The following is an 18,763-nucleotide window of genomic DNA, read 5'->3' as shown; positions in this document are numbered from 1 at the left end:
TAAGCGTTATTCAATTTCATCCTCTAATGGGATTTGGATAAAGATCACTGCCCCATTCTCAGGGCTTGAAACGATTTTCATTTCACCTTTCAATAGGTCGATTCGCTCCCGCATTCCGATTAGGCCGAAAGATTTTTCTTTAACCTCTTTTTTGTCAAAACCAAGGCCATTGTCTTTTATGATAATATTCATAATACCATGAAGCCACTCAATCTTCACCCAAACATCCTTTGATTTACCGTGACGAATGGCATTTGAAACAGCCTCTTGCACAAGCCGAAAAATGGATACTTCGATATTCGAATCTAAGCGTTGTTCGGATCCGTGCGTTTGAAAGTGAATCGTTGTGTTTCTTTCATACTCTCCAATTGTCAACAAATACTTTTTCAATGTAGGGATCAATCCAAGATCATCCAATGCCATCGGTCGAAGGTTATAAATAATCCTTCGCACTTCAGACAGGGCATTGCGAACCATTTCTTTTAAACTTGAAAGTTCTTCAAATGCTTGTTCGGATCCTTTTTCATTATATATTTTTTCAATCAGTCCTGAACGAATGAGCACATTGGCTAACATTTGTGCAGGTCCATCATGAATATCACGGGATAGTCTTTTTCGTTCCTCTTCCTGAGCCTGGATAATACGAATACTGAAATCCTTTGTATGCCGTGCAGTTTCCAGTGCTTCACCAACATTCTTCAAATCGGAGGTTAAATAGGTGATAATTGTGGTGACTTGACTAACCAATTGATCTGCACGCTCAATTGTATCCAAAACTGATACAAGCTGTCTTTCCAATTCATCCCGCCGAATACGAAGTTGCTTTTCTTCCATACGGTTAATCGATAACCGTACGAGCAATTCGTTTGCAGCCTCATAGGATTTTCGTACTTCTTCCTCAGAGTAATTTATAAAGTCTTTTGACATATTCGCCAAATGGCCGCGGGATTTACGGGTCGATTCTTCCAACGCATCCCCTTCTCCGATTACCCGGGAAATATCTTCTTTCACAGATTGAAGCTCATTTTGTAAATCCTCGTAGTTTCTGCGACTTTGTTCACTTATAATGAAGATATCGTTTTTTGATTGATCAATAACGCTCACCATATGATTGAAAATATTTTCCATCGCTTTTATATCGACTGAATGATCGTTCATTACGTTTTCCTCCGCCAATTATATTGTAAGAATCTACATACACTTAAGAACTGCTGTTTGCACTAATTGACCTTGGAGATACGGACATCATCATCTTTCCCTCATCGTAATTCCGATACATGAAAATATTAAGTATAATGTAGGATGTCGCAAGAATGATGAATTCCTGAAACACTTCATTTATTATATCATCATAGGACTAAATAGATATTAAAATTAGATTACATTTTTTACAAAAAAGTAATGGAGGCGTTAATATGCGTGCAGATTATCGTACTGTAAAACTATACGGAGAAAGCGAAATTATAATTAAAAAGTCCCAGTTTCTCACATTTGTCAAACGTGCAGAAACAGAAGAAGAAGCACTAGAATTTATCCAGGAAATTAAAAAACTTCACCATACAGCAACCCATAATTGTTCGGCTTACCTGATCGGTGAACATGATTCGATCCAAAAAGCAAATGATGATGGCGAGCCTTCAGGTACAGCCGGTTTTCCAATGCTTGAAGTATTGAAAAAGCAAGGGCTTAAAGATACTGTTGTAGTTGTCACCCGTTATTTTGGCGGGATTAAATTAGGCGGCGGCGGATTGATCCGCGCATATGGAAGTGCTACCTCAAAAGGGATTGAAGCGACGGGTATCGTTGAAAGAAAGCTTCATCATTTAATGAAAGTGTCAATCGATTATACATGGCTTGGAAAAGTTGAAAATGAAGTGCGGCAATCGCCCTATCCTTTGAAAGATATTTCTTATGCAGATGGCGTCGATTTATATATGTATGTCTTAACGGCAGAGGTAAACAAATTCACCGACTGGATCACGGAAATGACAAATGGACAGGCAGAAATACAAACAGTTTCTAAAGAATTTCTGGAATTCGACATCTGAAACAGTATACGAATAACGAAAGAAATAGTATAATTGGAGGTATTGAAGGTTTTTATCATATGAAACTTCTCACTATATGATAACGTCATCACTAGTTCAGTAACTAAAGTAGAACTTAGATGATCGACTACTTCAAGCTCGAAATAGCCGATTATGGAGGAGCTTTGAATGAAAAGAAAAGACTTTAAAAAACGACAAAGAAAATCGTCTAAAAAACGATTAGCCATTAAAGTATCGCTATTCTTTACATTGTCAGTATTTTTACTGGTCGCAGCTTATGCCGTTGCATTACAGAAAAAAGCTGTAGATGCTGCCGATCGGGCCTATGAGGTGGTTGCTGATCGTTCAAAATCTGATTTGCGTGAAATGCATGTAGAGCCTGCAACAGATAATGTTTCGATTTTATTCATGGGTGTTGACGATAGTGATACACGAAAACAAGGGGATCGCAATAGCCGAACAGACGCATTGCTTCTTGCAACGTTAAATCCGAAAGATAAATCTGTGAAACTTGTTAGTATTCCGCGAGACTCCTATGTTTATATTCCAGAAGTCAATTATCGTGATAAGATTAACCACGCACATGCTTTTGGCGGAACACGCGCAACGATTGAAACGATTGAAGAGCTCTTCGAGATTCCCGTGGACTATTACGTTAAAATGAATTTTAATGCTTTCATTGACGTTGTCGATGCCCTTGGAGGAATTGAAGCAGAAGTTCCTTACGAGCGAATTGAAAAAGATGAAAATGACAAAAATGCCATTCATTTAAAACCAGGCTTACAACATTTGGATGGTAGACACGCACTTGCGCTCGCTAGAACCCGAAAGCTGGATAGCGATGTTGAACGCGGAAAGCGACAACAAATGATCATGCAAGCCATTTTAAAGGAAGCGACTTCGGTAAAGTCTGTCACCAAATATGGCGACGTTATTGAGGCGCTCGGCGAAAACATGAAAACGGATATGACGTTTAAAGAAATGATGTCTTTCGTTGAATACGTTAAAGGCGGCATGCCGCAAGTCGACCCACTTCAACTCACTGGTTATGATGATATGTCAACAGGCACCTATTATTGGAAACTCGATGAACAAGATTTAATGGAAGTGAAAAACATCTTGCAAGCCCATCTAGGTTTAATCCCAGATACGTCCCATTTGACGGATAATCGTTCCAACAAAAAAATCAGTGTATCAGAAGAGTCTTTTAGTAACTAAAAAATCCGGTCATTCACTTTAGTATTTTTGAAGTGAATGACCGGATTTTAATTTGTATAACATGATTATTTACCAATTAACCGCACAAGATTTAATAATGGGCGGTAATTCGACCCTGCAAGTCCAATTAATTCAACAAACAGCTCAATTGCAATGAGCATGACAAGGATAAGCATAATCGCTCCCCAAATCGTTGCTTGTGAGAATAAAATAGCTGCAACACCGAACAAAATAGCGATGCCGTAAATGATTAAAACAGTTTGTCGATGGGAAAAGCCCGTTCTTAGTAAACAATGGTGTAAATGCGATTTATCCGGCGCAGATATCGGTTGCTTCATCCGAATTCGACGGACAATCGCGAAAAATGTATCAGAAATCGGTACACCGAGCATAATAACAGGGATAATGAGCGATACGACCGCTACATTTTTGAATCCTAACATCGCAAGCACCGAAATCATAAAGCCAAGAAAGAGCGATCCAGTATCTCCCATGAAGATTTTTGCTGGATGAAAATTATAAAACAAGAAACCAAACGAGCTAGCTGCCAATATTGCGGCCGTTGCCACAACGAAAACATTCCCCATAATTAAAGCCATTGCGGTAATTGTAACAAGGGCGATCGTCGATACTCCTGCTGCAAGTCCGTCAAGGCCGTCGATTAAATTAATGGCATTTGTGATACCGATAATCCACAGAATCGTAATCGGGATACTTAAATAACCAAAATCGAATTGACCTAAAAATGGTAAGTTAATGAACTCAATTTGCAAGCCACCCCATGTGACGACAACGATCGCGGCCACTAGCTGACCTGCAAGTTTAGCTTTTGCGGTAATTTCAAACATGTCATCAAGAAAACCAACTAAAATAATAATAAGTGCGCCGACAAGAATCCCTGTTGCATGTTCGTCTTCAGGACGCAGTAATAAGTAGCCAATTAAAAACGCACCAAATATTGCAAGCCCGCCTATACGCGGCATCACTGCAGCATGAACTTTTCTATAATTTGGATGATCGACTGCCCCAATCCGGAAGGCTAGTCTAATGACAAGTGGAGTAAGTATAATGGCGGCCACAAATGCGACGGCCAGTGCTAAGAATAACATGTCCTTCCTCCTATAATAAAAAACAGTATTTGATAACCAAACAGTATTATAGCATGATTGGGCAAGGAAATCACCGTGCTCTTTTAAAATTTCTTGCACATCTTTTACTTCTTTCTTTTATATTCCCCATAAACCTTCCCTCAATCCACCACTTTCCGTATTCAGTAGTCATTTACTGTTGCTTTTGATAAAATAAGAACGAATCCTTTTGAAGGATTAAGAAAAAGGAGCGTACATTCTTATGTTTTCAATTTTTAAGCGTTCAAACCAAACGAGCGAGAGACAACTTCGGAAATATCGAAAAATCGTCCAACAAATAAATAAGTTAGAAACAACATACGAAACGATGTCTGATGATGAACTAAGAAATATGACAGACATATTTAAACAAAAATTCCAAGACGGTAAAAAAATAGAAGCAATTCTTCCTGATGCTTTTGCCGTTGTCCGTGAAGCCTCAAAACGCGTCCTAGGCATGCGTCATTTTGATGTCCAACTAATTGGTGGGATGGTTTTAACGGAAGGAAATATTGCAGAGATGCCAACTGGTGAAGGAAAAACACTTGTAGCTTCCCTCCCCTCTTATGTTCGAGCACTCGAAGGCAAAGGCGTACATGTTATTACGGTCAACGATTACTTGGCAAAGCGGGACTATGAACAAATCGGCCAAATTCACCGGTTTTTAGGGCTAACAGTCGGGCTCAATTTGCCGATGATGTTCGGTCCAGAAAAGCAAGAAGCTTATAACGCTGATATTACATACGGTGTCGGCACGGAATTTGGTTTTGATTATTTACGTGATAACATGTCACAGCAAATGGCGCATAAAGTACAACGTCCCTATCACTTTGCCATTATTGATGAAATTGACAGCATTCTAGTAGACGAGGCCAAAACGCCACTCATTGTTGCAGGCAAGATGCAAGCGGATGCCGATTTACACAAAATTGCAGCACGTTTAGCAAAGCGCTTTAAAAAAGATGTTGACTTTGATTTTGATGAGGAAACGAAAGCAACTTCCTTAACAGATACTGGAATTGAAAAAGTTGAGAAGGCTTTTGGTGTTGATAATTTATACGATCTAGAGCACCAAACACTTTACCATTACATGATTCAAGCTGTGCGGGCATTCGTCATCTTCAAGCGGGATGTTGATTATATCGTTAAAGATGACAAAATTGAGCTCGTTGATATGTTTACTGGACGCATTATGGAAGGACGTACACTTTCAGACGGCCTTCATCAGGCAATTGAAGCAAAAGAAGATCTGCCGATTACCGAGGAAAATAAAGCCCAAGCGCAAATTACGATTCAAAACTACTTCCGCATGTATCCAATGCTTTCTGGTATGACTGGAACAGCAAAGACGCAGGAAAAAGAGTTTCGCGAAGTATACGGGATGGAAGTTATTCAAATCCCAACAAACCGCCCGCGTCAGCGCGTTGACTCTCCGGACAAAGTATTTAAGACAATCGATCAAAAATACAAAGCGGTTGCGAAAGAAGTTGCCAAGCGCCATCAACAAGGGCAGCCTGTCCTCGTTGGAACAACATCGATTTTACAATCTGAAAAAGTTGCCCAATACTTAGATGAATATAAGCTTCGCTATAATTTGCTAAATGCGAAAAGTGTAGAGCAAGAAGTAGAATTAATTTCCAATGCAGGTCAATACGGTCAAATTACCGTTGCCACGAATATGGCAGGTCGTGGAACAGACATTGTTCTCGGTGAAGGTGTTGAAGAAAATGGCGGATTATTTGTCCTTGGTACGGAAAAACACGAAAGCCGCCGAATCGATAATCAGCTTCGAGGACGATCTGGCCGTCAAGGAGATAACGGTGAAAGCCAATTTTTCCTCTCTTTAGAGGACGATATGTTTAGACGTTTTGCGAAAGATGATTTAGAAAAGTTCCTAAGCAAAGTCCAAACAGACGACGACGGTCTCGTGCAAAACACAGACGTCGATGAGTTAACGGATCGAACGCAAAGAATTGTCGAAGGTGCCCATTATTCCATGCGAGAGTATAACTTGAAACTGGATGACGTCATCAACGACCAGCGAGAAGTGCTATATGCCCTCCGCAACAAAATTTTACTGCGGGAAGATATTTTTGGGGAACTTAAAACCATGGTGTCGGAACTAGTTGAATTTGTCGTTTACGATAGCTGCCCGGATAACGAATCTCCAGACACTTGGAATTACGAACGGATCGAACAAACAATGAACGGTTTATTGATAGAGCCTATTACAGTTCCGAGAACGATCGAAAAAGTTTCTGATATAATGAAACTTTATAAAGAACCAATCAAACAGTTGCTCGACTATATAGACACTTTCGAAGGTAACGAGGAAGTATCTGAGATGATCCCGCAAGTGATGCTATCTTATATCGATACTATGTGGGTCAAGCACTTGGAAGTGATGACGCGGTTAAAAGAAGGAATCGGGCTCCGTTCTTACGGACAGGAAGACCCGATGCGTATTTACCAGCGTGAAGGACTACAATTATTTGGCCGCCATTACCAAAAACTGCGTCGTAATATCGCATCAGAGATTATTGGTTTTATGAAAATCGTTATGAACGAACAGGAGGCAGCAAAATGAAACTCTTTTCTTTTTTTACAAAATCTAAAAAAACCGGTTCCGATAGCACAATTGATTCAGCCGAAATTCTAGAAGAACAAAGCGTGGTGAAAGATCAATCAGAAGCGGAAGAAATCGAAACCGCACTTTCCCTACATCCGGAGTGGAATGTCCCGCAAGAGCAGGAATACGTATTTCGTTTCCTGGCAAATGAGCTTGAACCGCTTAAGCCAAACCAAATTTCTTTATCCGGCATTGACATTGACGTCGAGGAGGCAAACGGCAGCTGGCTTGTAAAAGCATTTTTCCGCTCGTCCCTTGATCAGCCTATTTCAGTTGGATCTGTGGAATTGCTCCTTTTAGACGGCGAAGGAAAGACGCTTGCATCGGATGAATTCGATTTAAGTGAGCTTGGCAATATTCCAGCCCGCAGTGCAAGACCATGGGTATTCGTCTTTACGAAGGAACATCTATTCGCTGAAGAACCGCCGACTGAAAATTGGAAGCTTGCTTTCAACGTTCAATCGATGGTTCCCCATCGATTAGAATTAGAGGAAGCATGGGAGAACGGTTTAGCAGCCGAGCAAAAAGGAGCACTTGCGAAAGTAGTTGAAGGGTTACCTAAATTAAAGCCGCGTGAAGTCAACATTAGCGGCTTTCAAGTGAAGGAGCAGGAAGACGGAAGTATTGCAACATCTGTCTTTATCCGAAACGGTCATTCAAAGCAAATTAATATCGAGCAATTACCGCTTGAGCTACTCGATGCAACTGGTGATTTAGTAGCAAGAGGTTCTTTTAAACTCGGACCTTTAGCTGTTAGCGCAAATACTTCAAAGCCATGGACATTTATTTATCCAAAAGAAATGATTCAAAAAGAAGCACCCGACTTTTCTCGTTGGATAGTCCGTGTGCCGCAACAAGACGCATAATAAGAACATAACGAAAAACCGCACTCTTCATGAAAGTGCGGTTTTTCTCTATTTACATATCAAGATCAGTAATAACTGTCACATCTTCATGGTGCAGCAATTTTGTGATAGGCCATTCAGTTGTGATGGTACCTTCCAATAACTTTTCAATAGCCGCTCGTTTTTTCTCGCCAAATGCGAGCAATACGATTTTCTTCGCCGCTAAAATAGAAGATATCCCCATTGTTAATGCTGTTTCGGGAATTTTTTCATCATTATCGAAATACTGGCTATTCACACCTAGTGTCGACTTAGTCAATGTCGCTACATGCGTCACGGAATCGAATGGCGTCCCCGGCTCATTAAATGCAATATGGCCATTCTCCCCCACACCAAGCAGTTGCAAATCAAGGGGATGCTTCTTCAAAAGCGCCTCATAATTTGCACACTCTTCCTCAAGATTGCTGGCCATCCCATTTGGAATATACGTTTCTTTAAATTTCTTTTTAGAAAATAAATGATGCTCCATAAAGTATGCATAACTATTTGGGCTTGACGCTGCAATTCCGACATATTCATCCAAGTTAAATGTCGTAACGTTTGAAAAATCAAGTGGGGATTCCGTCCATTGTTTATAAACAGGGATCATCGTACTTCCAGTTGCCAACCCGATGACATGAAGCTGATCTTTTTCAAGCTGTTCTTTTACTAATTTATAAAGGCGCTCCGCACCGTCTACAGGATTCACAACCTGAATTATATTCAATTTTGTCATTTTTAAAATCAACCCGACTTTCGTTAAATTTGCTTTCTTCTTTACTAATTTTAATTTTCACCAAGCCTACGGTCAACTATAACACCATTCCACCTTTTCCATTTTTACCCATACCACTTCTTTCTATGTCTATTTCATGAAGGGTACGTGAACAAATTGTGAAACTTAAGTCCTTTATAGCGATCTTAGGGAATCCCCTAATTCATCCTTTAGTCCTTCCCCAATATGATGAAGATATGAGGTAATTGAAAGTTCAATATTTTCCAAGGGGGTATTCATGATGGGGAAAGGAAAGCCATCTCAAAAGTCTGCATCTTCCTTTAGTTTAAAAGGAACGTTCATTGCAGTTATGTTGTTAGGTGTTTTTATCCTTGCATCCTGGTTCGGTGCATATGCGCTCTTTATCGCAAGATGAGTTAGGGATGTCGTTCCATCTAAAAGGTTCCATTGTTTCACATTAACTTCATAAGGAGGATATGGCATGCATTTTCACAAGTATGAAAAAATATGGCTTATTTTTGGCTCTGGGTCACTCATTGTATTTTTAATGGTGCTCGGTTTCGCCGCTTTCTGGAAAGGTACACATCCCCAAAGTCATATAGAAACCATCGATCCACAAAACATTGAAGCTCACGAAGCGTTTCAAGCTGAAAACCTTGGCCTACACGAGGTAGAAGATGGCAAATATATCGTCAACATTGTTGCTTCCGCCTTTAACTATGACTTAGGGAAAGATGAAAATGGTGACATCGTTAAGACGATTCGCGTCCCAAAAGGTTCATCCGTTCTTTTTCAAATTACGACGAGAGATGTCGTTCACGGATTTCAAGTCGCGGGTACAAATGTCAATATGATGGTCGAACCCGGTCATATTAGCCGCTTTGAAACAGTTTTAAAAAACAATGGTGAATTTACAATCGTTTGTAATGAATATTGCGGTATTGGCCACCATCTCATGTTTGGCACAGTGGAGGTGTATTGATCATGAGTACAAAACAGCTTACGTTTTCTAAACAAGAATCTACGCTATATATGGTATTTATGCACGTAACATTTGTTTCACTTCTAATCGGCGGTTTAATGGGTCTTTTGCAGACTTTGGTGCGTTCAGGTAAATATACTTTGCCATTTAATATTGACTATTACACAATTTTAACCGTGCATGGCGTTATTCTTGGACTTGTTTTAACAACATTTTTTATCATTGGTTTTCAATTTTCCTTATTAGGCAAAACGGTTGGGATTTCAAAGAAGCAATTGCGGGCTGCTTGGCTCTCATTTTGGGTCATGCTCGTTGGAACAGTAATGGCTGCCATTACAATTCTTATCGGAGAAGCATCTGTCTTATTTACTTTTTATGCGCCACTTCAAGCGCATCCAGCATTCTATTTTGGATTGGCTTTTGTCATTATCGGGAGTTGGATCGCGGCTATTACAAACTTCCGACAACTATACGTTTGGAAAAAAGCAAATAAAGGACAAAAATCACCACTTCTAGCCTTTATGGTGACGATTAATATGGCGATGTGGGTCATTGCATCACTTGGTGTTGCAACCGCTGTACTCATTCAATTTATTCCTTGGTCATTAGGATATGCAGAAACGATCAACGTTTTACTCACTCGAACATTGTTCTGGTATTTCGGGCACCCACTCGTTTATTTCTGGTTATTGCCGGCTTACATGGCATGGTATGCCATTATTCCAAAAATCATTGGCGGAAAGCTATTTAGCGATTCTCTTGCCAGATTGGCATTCATCTTATTACTAATGTTTTCAATTCCAGTCGGATTCCACCATCAATTAACCGAACCCGGTATTGATCCAACATGGAAGTTTATTCAAGTCGTCTTAACATTTATGGTCATCATCCCATCTTTAATGACTGCCTTTTCCATTTTTGCAACGTTTGAGATTACTGGGCGCCGCAAAGGATATCGGGGGGTATTCGGCTGGTTTAGAAAACTGCCTTGGAAAGACGTCCGTTTCCTTGCTCCTTTCATCGGGATGTTAGCATTCATTCCAGGTGGAGCTGGGGGAATTATTAACGCATCCCACCAGATGAACTCTTTAATTCACAATACCATTTGGGTGACGGGGCATTTCCACTTAACGGCTGCAACGACGGTAATTTTAACCTTTTTCGGAATTGCGTATTGGCTCATCCCACATTTAACAGGCAGAACATTAACAGCTAAACTGAATCGTCTCGGTATACTTCAAACCATTATTTGGACGGTTGGTATGACCATTATGTCAACATCAATGCACATCCAAGGGCTGCTCGGCGGACCGCGTCGTTCGAACTTCTCAGAATATGCGGGCGGCGAACAAGTCGCAACTTGGATCAATTACCAGCTTGCACAAGCGATTGGCGGATCCATTTTATTCATCGGGATTATTTTAATGGTGTATATTTTTATCCAGCTTGCCTTCTTTGCGCCGCGAGGCCACGAAGAATATCCAATTGCAGAAGAAGAAAGCGATGCACTGCCTACGCCAAAAGTTTTAGAAAACTGGTATTTATGGGTAGGTCTAACAATTGCCTTAATATTGTTTGCTTATACAATTCCTGTCATTGATATTATCAAACATTCACCGCCCGGTTCTGTTCCATTTAGTTGGCCAATCGGCCGATCCTAATCAATTACGCCTCGGCGTAATTGCGTCCAGATTTTGAATCGAGCTTGAGGCCTACAGGAGGTAGGTTATGCAACCGTCGCCGCAGGACGCGGCGAACTTAGGTTGCCTTCCTAACTCCTTTCAAAATCTGTGACATCCGCCGGAGGCTTTATCTTTATTCAGCGGGCGTTTGAACACCCGCTGAATAGAGGACAAAACTGCATTCATCCCGCAACCTATGAAAGTGAGGGAGCTTCTGTAGCTGACGCTTCGCTTTCAGTACAAAAGCATTTGCTGAATAAAGATAAAACACGAAAGCCCCGACTCCAACCGAATCGGGGCTTTCGTATTTTCAGTTGCTTTTTTCATCATTCGCAACGCGTTCAACAGCTGCCGCAACACGTTGGTGAACGATTGCATCAAGTGGATGTGGTACAAGATCACCAGGCTTCGTACTCTCTACAATTGCTAATGCAGCCGCAATTAGCATTGGGTATGTAATAGACCTCGCTTGCGCATTCAGCGCCCCACGGAAAATCCCCGGGAAACCGAGGATATTGTTAACAAGTCTGCCATCTGCAGCAAAAGCCGCTCCAGCCGCAAGTGCATCTTCAGGTTTAATTTCGGCATTTGGATTCGATAGCGCTAATATTATTTGTCCTTTACGAACCATCTCTGGTTTAATCAGCCCTGCAACTCCTGTTGTCGCAATCACAATATCACATGTGTTCATTAGATCTTCTAAGGAATCTGCGACCGTTCCGCCGTAATTTAAGAGCCGTTCCAATGCCTCCTCATTTCGATCCAACCCGCGCAGTTCTTTTACGCCATAAGCCATTAACATACGGCTAATTGCCAGTCCTGCCGCACCAAGCCCAATTTGCCCAACAACTGATTTAGCTGGATCAATACCCGTTTCTCTACATGCCGATAAAACCGATGCGAGTGTCACCACAGCAGTTCCATGTTGGTCGTCATGCATCACCGGTATAGGGAGTTCTGCTCTTAATCTCTCTTCAATTTCAAAGCAGTGGGGTGACCCAATATCTTCCAGTAAAATACCACCAAATCCTTTATGGATATTTTTTACCGTTTCAACAACTTGATCCGGATCACTTGTATCAAGCAAAATCGGTATGCCACTAATGCCGGCAAATTGGTCAAATAATAACGATTTCCCTTCCATTACAGGCATTCCCGCTACCGGTCCTATATTGCCAAGACCAAGAATTGCTGTTCCATCCGTTACAATTGCTACACTATTTGAAATCCCTGTAAAATAATTTGCTTGTTCAGGATCATTTTTAATCAATTCACAAACGCTTGCCACGCCAGGCGTGTAGACTCGGCGTAAGTCACCTAACGAGCGAATTTCCGTCCGGCCTTTCATATGGATTTTTCCGCCCTCATGCGCTTGCAGTACATCATCGGTTACAGCATGTACTTTAATTCCGTTACCGATCTCGTTAATCGCTTCTACAATTTTCATAAGATGTTCTTCGCTTACACACTGAATCGAAATGTCTCGAATTGTTGACAAAGTTCCGACTTTTATTGTTTGAATGTCCCCTATATCTCCTTCTAGACGCCCTATTGCCGTTGCCACCTTTGCAAAGTTTCCAGGTTTTGACGGCGTTTCAATAATTAGATTGCGTAGAAATTCAATATGCTCCATTCTATAAACCCTCCTATTATGTACCTTCCTATCTATGATACATCTAGTTATCTCAATCGTAAAATTGATTCTAAAATTCCTTGTTTAAAACCTAGATCTCGGTCTGAACCTTGTTCTCTTATAGAAAACTACGATATACTAATAATATAAAGAATTCACTGAATTAGAAAAAAAGTGTACGGAGTGAGCGAAGTGTTCAAAGATAACCGATTTACCAATTACACAATGGCCGGATTTCGAAATGATTTAATCGCAGGAATAACGGTAGGTATTGTAGCCATTCCGCTTGGGATGGCTTTTGCAATTGCCTCCGGTGTAAAGCCTGAATACGGGCTATACACAACGATTATTGCAGGCTTTCTAGTGGCCTTACTAGGTGGATCTCGTTTCCAAATCGCCGGACCTACCGGCGCATTTATCCCCATCTTACTTGCCATCGTTTTACAATATGGCTACGAAGATTTATTAATAGCTGGCTTAATGGCCGGGGTCTTTCTTGTCATTATGAGTTTCGCGGGTGTAAGCAACCTCATCCATTTCGTCCCTATGTCTGTAACGATTGGGTTCACAGCAGGGATTGCTGTTGTCATTTTTACTGGGCAACTGGGCAATTTTTTTGGTCTAACCGGGGTTGAGAAAAAAGAGTTTTTCCATGAAAATATGATTGAACTCGCCAACCAATTTCATACGGTTAACATGCTAAGCATCGTAACTGCACTCATCGGCCTAGTCATTATACTCATTTTACCGAGAGTAGCCCCCCGCGTGCCTGTTTTACTCGTCGCACTTTTCATTCCTACCATTTGCTCGATTTTATTGTTTCCGGGAAAGGTTGAGACGATTGGAACAGCTTTTGGCGGGATTCCTAGTAAACTTCCAAGCTTCATATTCCCACAGATCACTTTTTCTAAATTGGTTTCACTTTGGCAGCCGGCACTTATTATTGCAGCGCTCGGCGCCATCGAATCCTTACTATCGGCTGTTGTTGCCGATGGTATGAAAACCGATACGAAGCATGATTCTAAACGTGAATTATTTGGCCAAGGAATTGCGAATATTATTACCCCATTATTTGGGGGAATCCCGGCCACAGGAGCGATCGCCCGAACCGCAACGAATATTCGGGCAGGTGCAGTCAGTCCTGTATCAGGTTTTGTCCAAAGCGCTTTAGTACTTTTATTTTTAATGGTACTGGCACCTTACGCTTCGTATATCCCACTTGCAGCAATGGCACCAATCCTGATGTTTGTTGCTTGGAATATGAGCGCTCGGAAAGCATTTTCGCACATTCTTTCGCTTCGTTCTGGAGATTCAATTGTGTTAGTATCCACATTCCTTCTCACTATTTTTGTCGACTTGACTGTAGCGGTACAAATTGGAATTTTACTCGCAACACTTTCGTTCCTGAAAAAAATGAGTGGTAAACTCGACATTTCGGAAGAAAAAGTCTCTGATGTTGAGTTAAAGAAATTTGGAGCTGACAGCAAGTTAATAAAATATGTGGTGGAAGGCCCTATATTCTTTGGAACTGCAAAAGCATTGGAGGATAAAATTCCGAAACTTCTTTCCAAAGAAGGTAACGTCATTATATTGGATATGGAGCATTTATCAGTTATTGATGCGACAGGAGAAGCAGCCCTCTCTTCTCTTCTAGACCAAGCAAAAAAAGAAGATATCCAAATTATTATCAAGCGATTGCCAAGTCAGAAACGGCAAATTTTTAAAAAGAGCGGTCTTTACGATAAAATAGGAGAAGAGAACTTTTTTATGTGAATGGTTCAGGGGGAGGAATGAGTGGTATGAAGTTTACTATGAAAGAAAATGGTTTTGAAACAGAAACCTCCTTTGGTAAATTAACAATCTCGGGAAACGATGAATATGGGTTTAGACCTTATCAACTCCTCGTTTCTTCAGTAGCTGTTTGCAGTGGAGGCGTTTTACGAAATGTTTTGGAGAAAATGCGTATGCCGGCAGACGATATTTCCATTGAAGTAAAGGAAGTTGTTCGCAATCCGGATATCGCCAATCGATTAGAAAAGATCCATCTTCACTTTACACTTGAAGGCGAAAATTTGGATGCAGCAAAAATGGATCGCGCTTTTGAGCTAATGTCGAAAAACTGCGCAATGGTGCAATCTGTAAAAGACGCAATCCAAATCGAAGAAACATATGAAATTAAATTATAAACGAAACTATGGGGTTGTCCTAGAAGTGCCTGGCACTTTGTTTTGGGACACCCCCATGTTTTTTTTAAGAGAGGGATGCTTTCTTTAAAGTCGCTGCCAGAACACGGGCACCAACCGTCAGCGCCTCACGATTGAATGCCATCTCAGGGTGATGCAGTCCAGGACCTAAATCGGCTCCGATGCCAATCATAGCTGCTTTTAACTGCGGATTGCGAATCGTATAGAAATGGAAATCATCACTGCCGGATGTAATAATATCCTGTTCATAGCCTTCTTCCCCTACTGTTTCCACGATCGCTTCTTTTGCAATAGCCGCAGCTTCTTTCGACACTTCCGCGGCGGGTGTATAGTCGTACCAATCCAGCTCAATTTCTACATCATACATCTTACCAATTGCTTCAATCCCTTCCGTTAAACGCTCTTTTAATTCGTTCAATACGGCGTTGGATTGAGAGCGGGCGTCAATTGAAAATGCAGCGCTGCCTGGAATGATATTGACACTGTCGCCTCCCGCTTGTACTTTCGTTAATTTTGCCGAATAAGATTCATGCGGTGAGAATTGGACGGTCTTTACAAACTGACCAATCGCAAATAGTGGGTCAAGTGCATTTTTCCCTTGATGCGGACGAGCACCATGCGCATCTACCCCAATAATTTTCCCTTCTAAAAACACTGCCGCGCCGTGGTGAATCGCAGGTGTCACTTTTCCAAATGGAAGTTCTTCTTGTGGGCGCAAATGAATACCGAATAAGTGGGATACGCCCTCTATAGCTCCACGATCGATCATCGCGTTTGCGCCGTTGCCTTTTTCCTCGGCAGGTTGGAAAATAAATCGAATACGGCTTCCTAGTTTTTCATTCTGCAAATACGAAAGCGCACCTAGCACCATCGACATATTGGCATCATGGCCACAGGAATGGTTAGCTTGGTAAACACCGTTCACTTCTTGCCAAAGAGCATCAATATCCGCCCGTACCGCAATAATTCGATCTCCTTCACCGATTTCTGCAACGACGCCTGTCACATCATCAAAAGTATGATGTTCCACACCTAATCCAGTTAATATTTCCGAAATTTTTTTCGTTGTTTGCACTTCTTTCCAGCTCACTTCTGGATTTTTATGAAAATGATCAAACCATTGCTCAATTTGTTTTGCTACCAATGACACCACTCGCCTTTTCCTTTGAATTCGTCTACTTCTTCTCAACTTTTTCGTAAATCAATAATAATTGCTGTAAAATGCTTTCGTATGAATGATGATTCACTCTTTCCTTGACAAGCGGTTCGTCAATAAGATTAGGTACAGCATCTAAAACAGCTTGGATACCTTTTGCTAACGCAGGGGCATTTTTAGGTTCTACGAGCACACCTGCACCGTCATTCAATAAGTAAGAAAGCCCCCCGACATTCGTGCCGACGACTGTTGTACCGCTAGCCATTGCCTCAAGAGCAACCAATCCAAACCCTTCATGATGAGATGGCAAGACAAGGACTTCAGAAGCCGCCATCCACCTTGCTAAATTCGCTTGTCCTAGTGGCTCTTGGAAATGGATATCCGGAAGATTCTTTTCGTTAATCAGCTTCCGAAGCTCCGCCACGAAAGCTTGATCTTTTTGCGAACCAATTATGTAGAGGCTGCGTGCCGAATCGTCTTTTTTAAGCATCTCAAATGCCGCGATCAGTTCTAACAAACCTTTCGCTTTTATAACATTTCCAACATAGAGAATGACTTGCTGGTTCTGTGGAATCGCCAATTCATTCCTTGCTTCAATCTTTGGGATCGGGCGGAAGATAGCGGTATTCACACCCATACTCATCACATGAACACGCCTTTCAATGACACCGAACCTTTGAATAACATCTTCTTTTAACTTCTCCCCTACAACAATCACTGCATCGGCCTGCTGTAAAATGCTTTTTGTCAAATTGGCAATGAAGTTATTTTTGGCTGCCATTTTGTCAATATCACCACCGTGAACTGTTACGACATACGGAATATCCATTAATTTTTTACCGATTAGCGAAATAAGTCCCGTCGGAAATGCATAATGGGCATGGGACAAAGATAGACCTTTCCCGTTCTTCAATAAATACAACAGTGATTTGAATAACCATCCGATGTATTTTTGCAGTGTTGCAGCCTTGCCTCTTCCGGGATTATCGATCACTTGGATATCTACAGAAAGCCCTGAATTTTGCAGTAGATTCACTTGATTTTTCACGAAAATACCATAGGTAGGATGTTCTTTTGATGGATACATATTACTAAATACGACTATTTTCTTCATTATTTTACCAACCCTATCTTTTTCAACAAATCATTACTAGATTGCCTTTGACGATTCTATCATACTATGTTTTATTTCAATCATGTCATTAAATTAAGGCATAATTCGATAATCTAATCGACAAAATTCAAAAAGAACAAAGAAAAACCGTTATTCAACACATGTCGAAACACTGTTAAATAGCGGTTCTTTGGTAATTTACACACTATTCTGATCGCATGTAATCATATTGTAATACAACTGTAACCGACAATAACATACACGTATGCTAATATTATTCACAGATAGAGCACAACAGTCGGTTGTGCGAAAGGGGATTTTGAGTACGACATGAAACGTTTTTTACTTTTAGTTTTTACTAGTTTACTAATCTCGACGTCTATTCCGTCATTGGCTTCTGCAAATTCAAATTCTACACTTATAAATACAGCTAAATCATACATAGGTACACCATACGTTTATGGTGGAACAACGACAAGCGGATTTGATTGTTCAGGTTATATCCAATTTGTTTTTAAGAAACTAGGCATTTCGCTGCCAAGAACAACAGGTTCTATGTACGCAACAGGTACGGCTGTATCTAAGGCCAACCTCGAAGTTGGAGACTTGGTATTCTTTAGTACGAATGGCCGTGGTGTTTCACATGCGGGAATTTACATAGGTTCAAACAAGTTCATCCACTCTGCATCGAGCCGTGGTGTCTCAATTTCTTCTATTTATGACCCAGCTTATTGGGGCAAACGCTATATCGGTGCACGTCGCGTTGCAAATTTCTCGAATACATCCGTGGCATCAGTAGAAAAAGCAGCTGCACAATATGCATCACGTGCGGAAATCGCCGAAATTTTAACATCTGAACTTGGCTTAGATAACAATGGGACAAGTGCTGAATTTACAGACGTATCTGCAAGTCACCCAAACCATGATGCGATCGCTGCTGTCGCAGCAGCTGGAATCTTCACTGGTAACGGCGCGGGCGCTTTTAATCCAAATGAGCACTTAACACGTGCACAACTTGCGAAAGTTCTTGTTGAAGCATTTAATCTTCAAGGCACTTCTGATGTAACATTTAAAGATGTTCCGACAAGTCATTGGGCATATGATTACATTAATACGCTTTACTACAACGAAGTAACACAAGGATATGGCGATGGCAACTTCGGCATTAACGATAAAGTAACAGCAAACCAATTCAAATTATTTATCGAAAGACTTAATAACTAATCATTAACCGGGATCTATGCTTCTAGCATACCCCGGTTTTTTAGATGTTAAACACAAAAACGATCCATGGGAAGAGTATCCGTGGATCGTTTGCCTATTGACAAATGATAGCAGCTAAAGCGCACT

16 protein-coding genes are annotated in these 18,763 nt (G+C 41.0%); 10 read left to right on the top strand and 6 right to left on the bottom strand.

All coding sequences use genetic code 11. The features are described 5' to 3' along the window. Positions 1 to 6: 6 nt before the first annotated feature. Positions 7 to 1,158, bottom strand: a complete 1,152-nt coding sequence (locus AU377_RS06570; RefSeq protein ID WP_067405930.1) for a sensor histidine kinase — start codon at positions 1,156 to 1,158, stop codon at positions 7 to 9. Positions 1,159 to 1,415: 257 nt separating this feature from the next. Here AU377_RS06570 and AU377_RS06565 point away from each other — a divergent pair, with 257 nt between their 5' ends. Continuing rightward, positions 1,416 to 2,048 carry a YigZ family protein gene (locus AU377_RS06565; RefSeq protein WP_067405929.1) on the top strand — a complete coding sequence of 211 codons (633 nt, stop codon included), beginning with the start codon at positions 1,416 to 1,418 and terminating at the stop codon, positions 2,046 to 2,048. 168 nt (positions 2,049 to 2,216) lie between these two features. After that, positions 2,217 to 3,266 carry an LCP family protein gene (locus AU377_RS06560; RefSeq protein WP_067405926.1) on the top strand — a complete coding sequence of 350 codons (1,050 nt, stop codon included), beginning with the start codon at positions 2,217 to 2,219 and terminating at the stop codon, positions 3,264 to 3,266. Positions 3,267 to 3,331: 65 nt separating this feature from the next. On the opposite strand, the gene AU377_RS06555 is transcribed toward AU377_RS06560, so the two are convergent. Next, the gene (locus AU377_RS06555) at positions 3,332 to 4,375 is read right to left on the bottom strand and encodes a glycosyltransferase family 4 protein (protein WP_067405923.1); all 1,044 of its coding nucleotides are present in this window, start codon (positions 4,373 to 4,375) and stop codon (positions 3,332 to 3,334) included. 241 nt (positions 4,376 to 4,616) lie between these two features. Between AU377_RS06555 and secA2 the strand changes: the two genes are divergently transcribed. Next, positions 4,617 to 6,980: an accessory Sec system translocase SecA2 gene (gene secA2 / locus AU377_RS06550; protein WP_067405920.1), complete on the top strand. Its 2,364-nt coding sequence runs from the start codon at positions 4,617 to 4,619 to the stop codon at positions 6,978 to 6,980. Beyond that, positions 6,977 to 7,888 (top strand): accessory Sec system S-layer assembly protein, encoded by a 912-nt coding sequence (locus AU377_RS06545; protein WP_067405917.1) that lies wholly within the window; start codon positions 6,977 to 6,979, stop codon positions 7,886 to 7,888. Before secA2 ends, AU377_RS06545 begins: the two co-directional genes overlap by 4 nt. A 52-nt stretch (positions 7,889 to 7,940) precedes the next feature. Here the strand turns inward: AU377_RS06545 and AU377_RS06540 are convergent, their stop codons facing one another. Further along, the gene (locus tag AU377_RS06540) at positions 7,941 to 8,642 is read right to left on the bottom strand and encodes a glucosamine-6-phosphate deaminase (RefSeq protein ID WP_172794029.1); all 702 of its coding nucleotides are present in this window, start codon (positions 8,640 to 8,642) and stop codon (positions 7,941 to 7,943) included. 280 nt (positions 8,643 to 8,922) lie between these two features. Here AU377_RS06540 and AU377_RS06535 point away from each other — a divergent pair, with 280 nt between their 5' ends. The 3 genes from AU377_RS06535 to AU377_RS06525 all read left to right on the top strand — a co-directional run bounded on the left by AU377_RS06535 (position 8,923) and on the right by AU377_RS06525 (position 11,285). Beyond that, entirely contained in the window at positions 8,923 to 9,057 is a 135-nt protein-coding gene (locus AU377_RS06535; protein ID WP_067405914.1) for a cytochrome c oxidase subunit 2A, read from the top strand. A 66-nt stretch (positions 9,058 to 9,123) separates the two neighbouring features. Next, on the top strand, positions 9,124 to 9,624 hold the full coding sequence (locus AU377_RS06530) for a cytochrome c oxidase subunit II (RefSeq protein WP_067405911.1): 501 nt from the start codon (positions 9,124 to 9,126) through the stop codon (positions 9,622 to 9,624). 2 nt (positions 9,625 to 9,626) lie between these two features. Then, positions 9,627 to 11,285, top strand: a complete 1,659-nt coding sequence (locus AU377_RS06525; RefSeq protein WP_067405908.1) for a b(o/a)3-type cytochrome-c oxidase subunit 1 — start codon at positions 9,627 to 9,629, stop codon at positions 11,283 to 11,285. Positions 11,286 to 11,616: 331 nt separating this feature from the next. On the opposite strand, the gene AU377_RS06520 is transcribed toward AU377_RS06525, so the two are convergent. Beyond that, complete coding sequence (locus tag AU377_RS06520; RefSeq protein ID WP_067405905.1) at positions 11,617 to 12,939, bottom strand: NAD-dependent malic enzyme; 1,323 nt, start codon at positions 12,937 to 12,939, stop codon at positions 11,617 to 11,619. A 192-nt stretch (positions 12,940 to 13,131) separates the two neighbouring features. Between AU377_RS06520 and AU377_RS06515 the strand changes: the two genes are divergently transcribed. Together AU377_RS06515 and AU377_RS06510 are read left to right on the top strand one after the other, a co-directional pair. Then, positions 13,132 to 14,712: a SulP family inorganic anion transporter gene (locus AU377_RS06515; RefSeq protein ID WP_067405902.1), complete on the top strand. Its 1,581-nt coding sequence runs from the start codon at positions 13,132 to 13,134 to the stop codon at positions 14,710 to 14,712. 26 nt (positions 14,713 to 14,738) lie between these two features. Continuing rightward, complete coding sequence (locus AU377_RS06510; protein WP_067406126.1) at positions 14,739 to 15,125, top strand: OsmC family protein; 387 nt, start codon at positions 14,739 to 14,741, stop codon at positions 15,123 to 15,125. Positions 15,126 to 15,189: 64 nt separating this feature from the next. Here AU377_RS06510 and AU377_RS06505 read toward each other — a convergent pair whose 3' ends face one another. After that, the gene (locus AU377_RS06505; protein WP_156450394.1) at positions 15,190 to 16,287 is read right to left on the bottom strand and encodes an amidohydrolase; all 1,098 of its coding nucleotides are present in this window, start codon (positions 16,285 to 16,287) and stop codon (positions 15,190 to 15,192) included. 31 nt (positions 16,288 to 16,318) lie between these two features. After that, a complete protein-coding gene (locus AU377_RS06500; protein ID WP_067405895.1) occupies positions 16,319 to 17,413 on the bottom strand; it encodes a glycosyltransferase in 1,095 nt (364 codons plus the stop codon). A gap of 330 nt (positions 17,414 to 17,743) precedes the next feature. On the opposite strand from AU377_RS06500, the gene AU377_RS06495 reads away from it, so the two are divergent. Next, positions 17,744 to 18,637 (top strand): C40 family peptidase, encoded by an 894-nt coding sequence (locus tag AU377_RS06495; protein WP_067405891.1) that lies wholly within the window; start codon positions 17,744 to 17,746, stop codon positions 18,635 to 18,637. The last annotated feature ends 126 nt before the right edge of the window (positions 18,638 to 18,763 follow it).

Source organism: Sporosarcina sp. HYO08 (assembly GCF_001563475.1).
Classification (GTDB): Bacteria; Bacillota; Bacilli; order Bacillales_A; family Planococcaceae; genus Sporosarcina.
The sequence above is the reverse complement of the archived record's forward strand: the minus strand, read 5'-3'. Positions and strand labels throughout refer to the sequence as shown.

What these genes read in the sequence shown, in the direction of transcription:
- AU377_RS06545 (WP_067405917.1), top strand. Translation starts at nt 6,977, where the DNA reads ATGAAACTCTTTTCTTTTTTTACAAAATCTAAAAAAACCGGTTCCGAT.
- AU377_RS06555 (WP_067405923.1), bottom strand. Translation starts at nt 4,375, where the DNA reads ATGTTATTCTTAGCACTGGCCGTCGCATTTGTGGCCGCCATTATACTT.
- AU377_RS06530 (WP_067405911.1), top strand. Translation starts at nt 9,124, where the DNA reads ATGCATTTTCACAAGTATGAAAAAATATGGCTTATTTTTGGCTCTGGG.
- AU377_RS06510 (WP_067406126.1), top strand. Translation starts at nt 14,739, where the DNA reads ATGAAGTTTACTATGAAAGAAAATGGTTTTGAAACAGAAACCTCCTTT.
- AU377_RS06570 (WP_067405930.1), bottom strand. Translation starts at nt 1,158, where the DNA reads ATGAACGATCATTCAGTCGATATAAAAGCGATGGAAAATATTTTCAAT.
- secA2 (WP_067405920.1), top strand. Translation starts at nt 4,617, where the DNA reads ATGTTTTCAATTTTTAAGCGTTCAAACCAAACGAGCGAGAGACAACTT.
- AU377_RS06495 (WP_067405891.1), top strand. Translation starts at nt 17,744, where the DNA reads ATGAAACGTTTTTTACTTTTAGTTTTTACTAGTTTACTAATCTCGACG.
- AU377_RS06520 (WP_067405905.1), bottom strand. Translation starts at nt 12,939, where the DNA reads ATGGAGCATATTGAATTTCTACGCAATCTAATTATTGAAACGCCGTCA.
- AU377_RS06560 (WP_067405926.1), top strand. Translation starts at nt 2,217, where the DNA reads ATGAAAAGAAAAGACTTTAAAAAACGACAAAGAAAATCGTCTAAAAAA.
- AU377_RS06540 (WP_172794029.1), bottom strand. Translation starts at nt 8,642, where the DNA reads ATGACAAAATTGAATATAATTCAGGTTGTGAATCCTGTAGACGGTGCG.
- AU377_RS06535 (WP_067405914.1), top strand. Translation starts at nt 8,923, where the DNA reads ATGGGGAAAGGAAAGCCATCTCAAAAGTCTGCATCTTCCTTTAGTTTA.
- AU377_RS06500 (WP_067405895.1), bottom strand. Translation starts at nt 17,413, where the DNA reads ATGAAGAAAATAGTCGTATTTAGTAATATGTATCCATCAAAAGAACAT.
- AU377_RS06525 (WP_067405908.1), top strand. Translation starts at nt 9,627, where the DNA reads ATGAGTACAAAACAGCTTACGTTTTCTAAACAAGAATCTACGCTATAT.
- AU377_RS06565 (WP_067405929.1), top strand. Translation starts at nt 1,416, where the DNA reads ATGCGTGCAGATTATCGTACTGTAAAACTATACGGAGAAAGCGAAATT.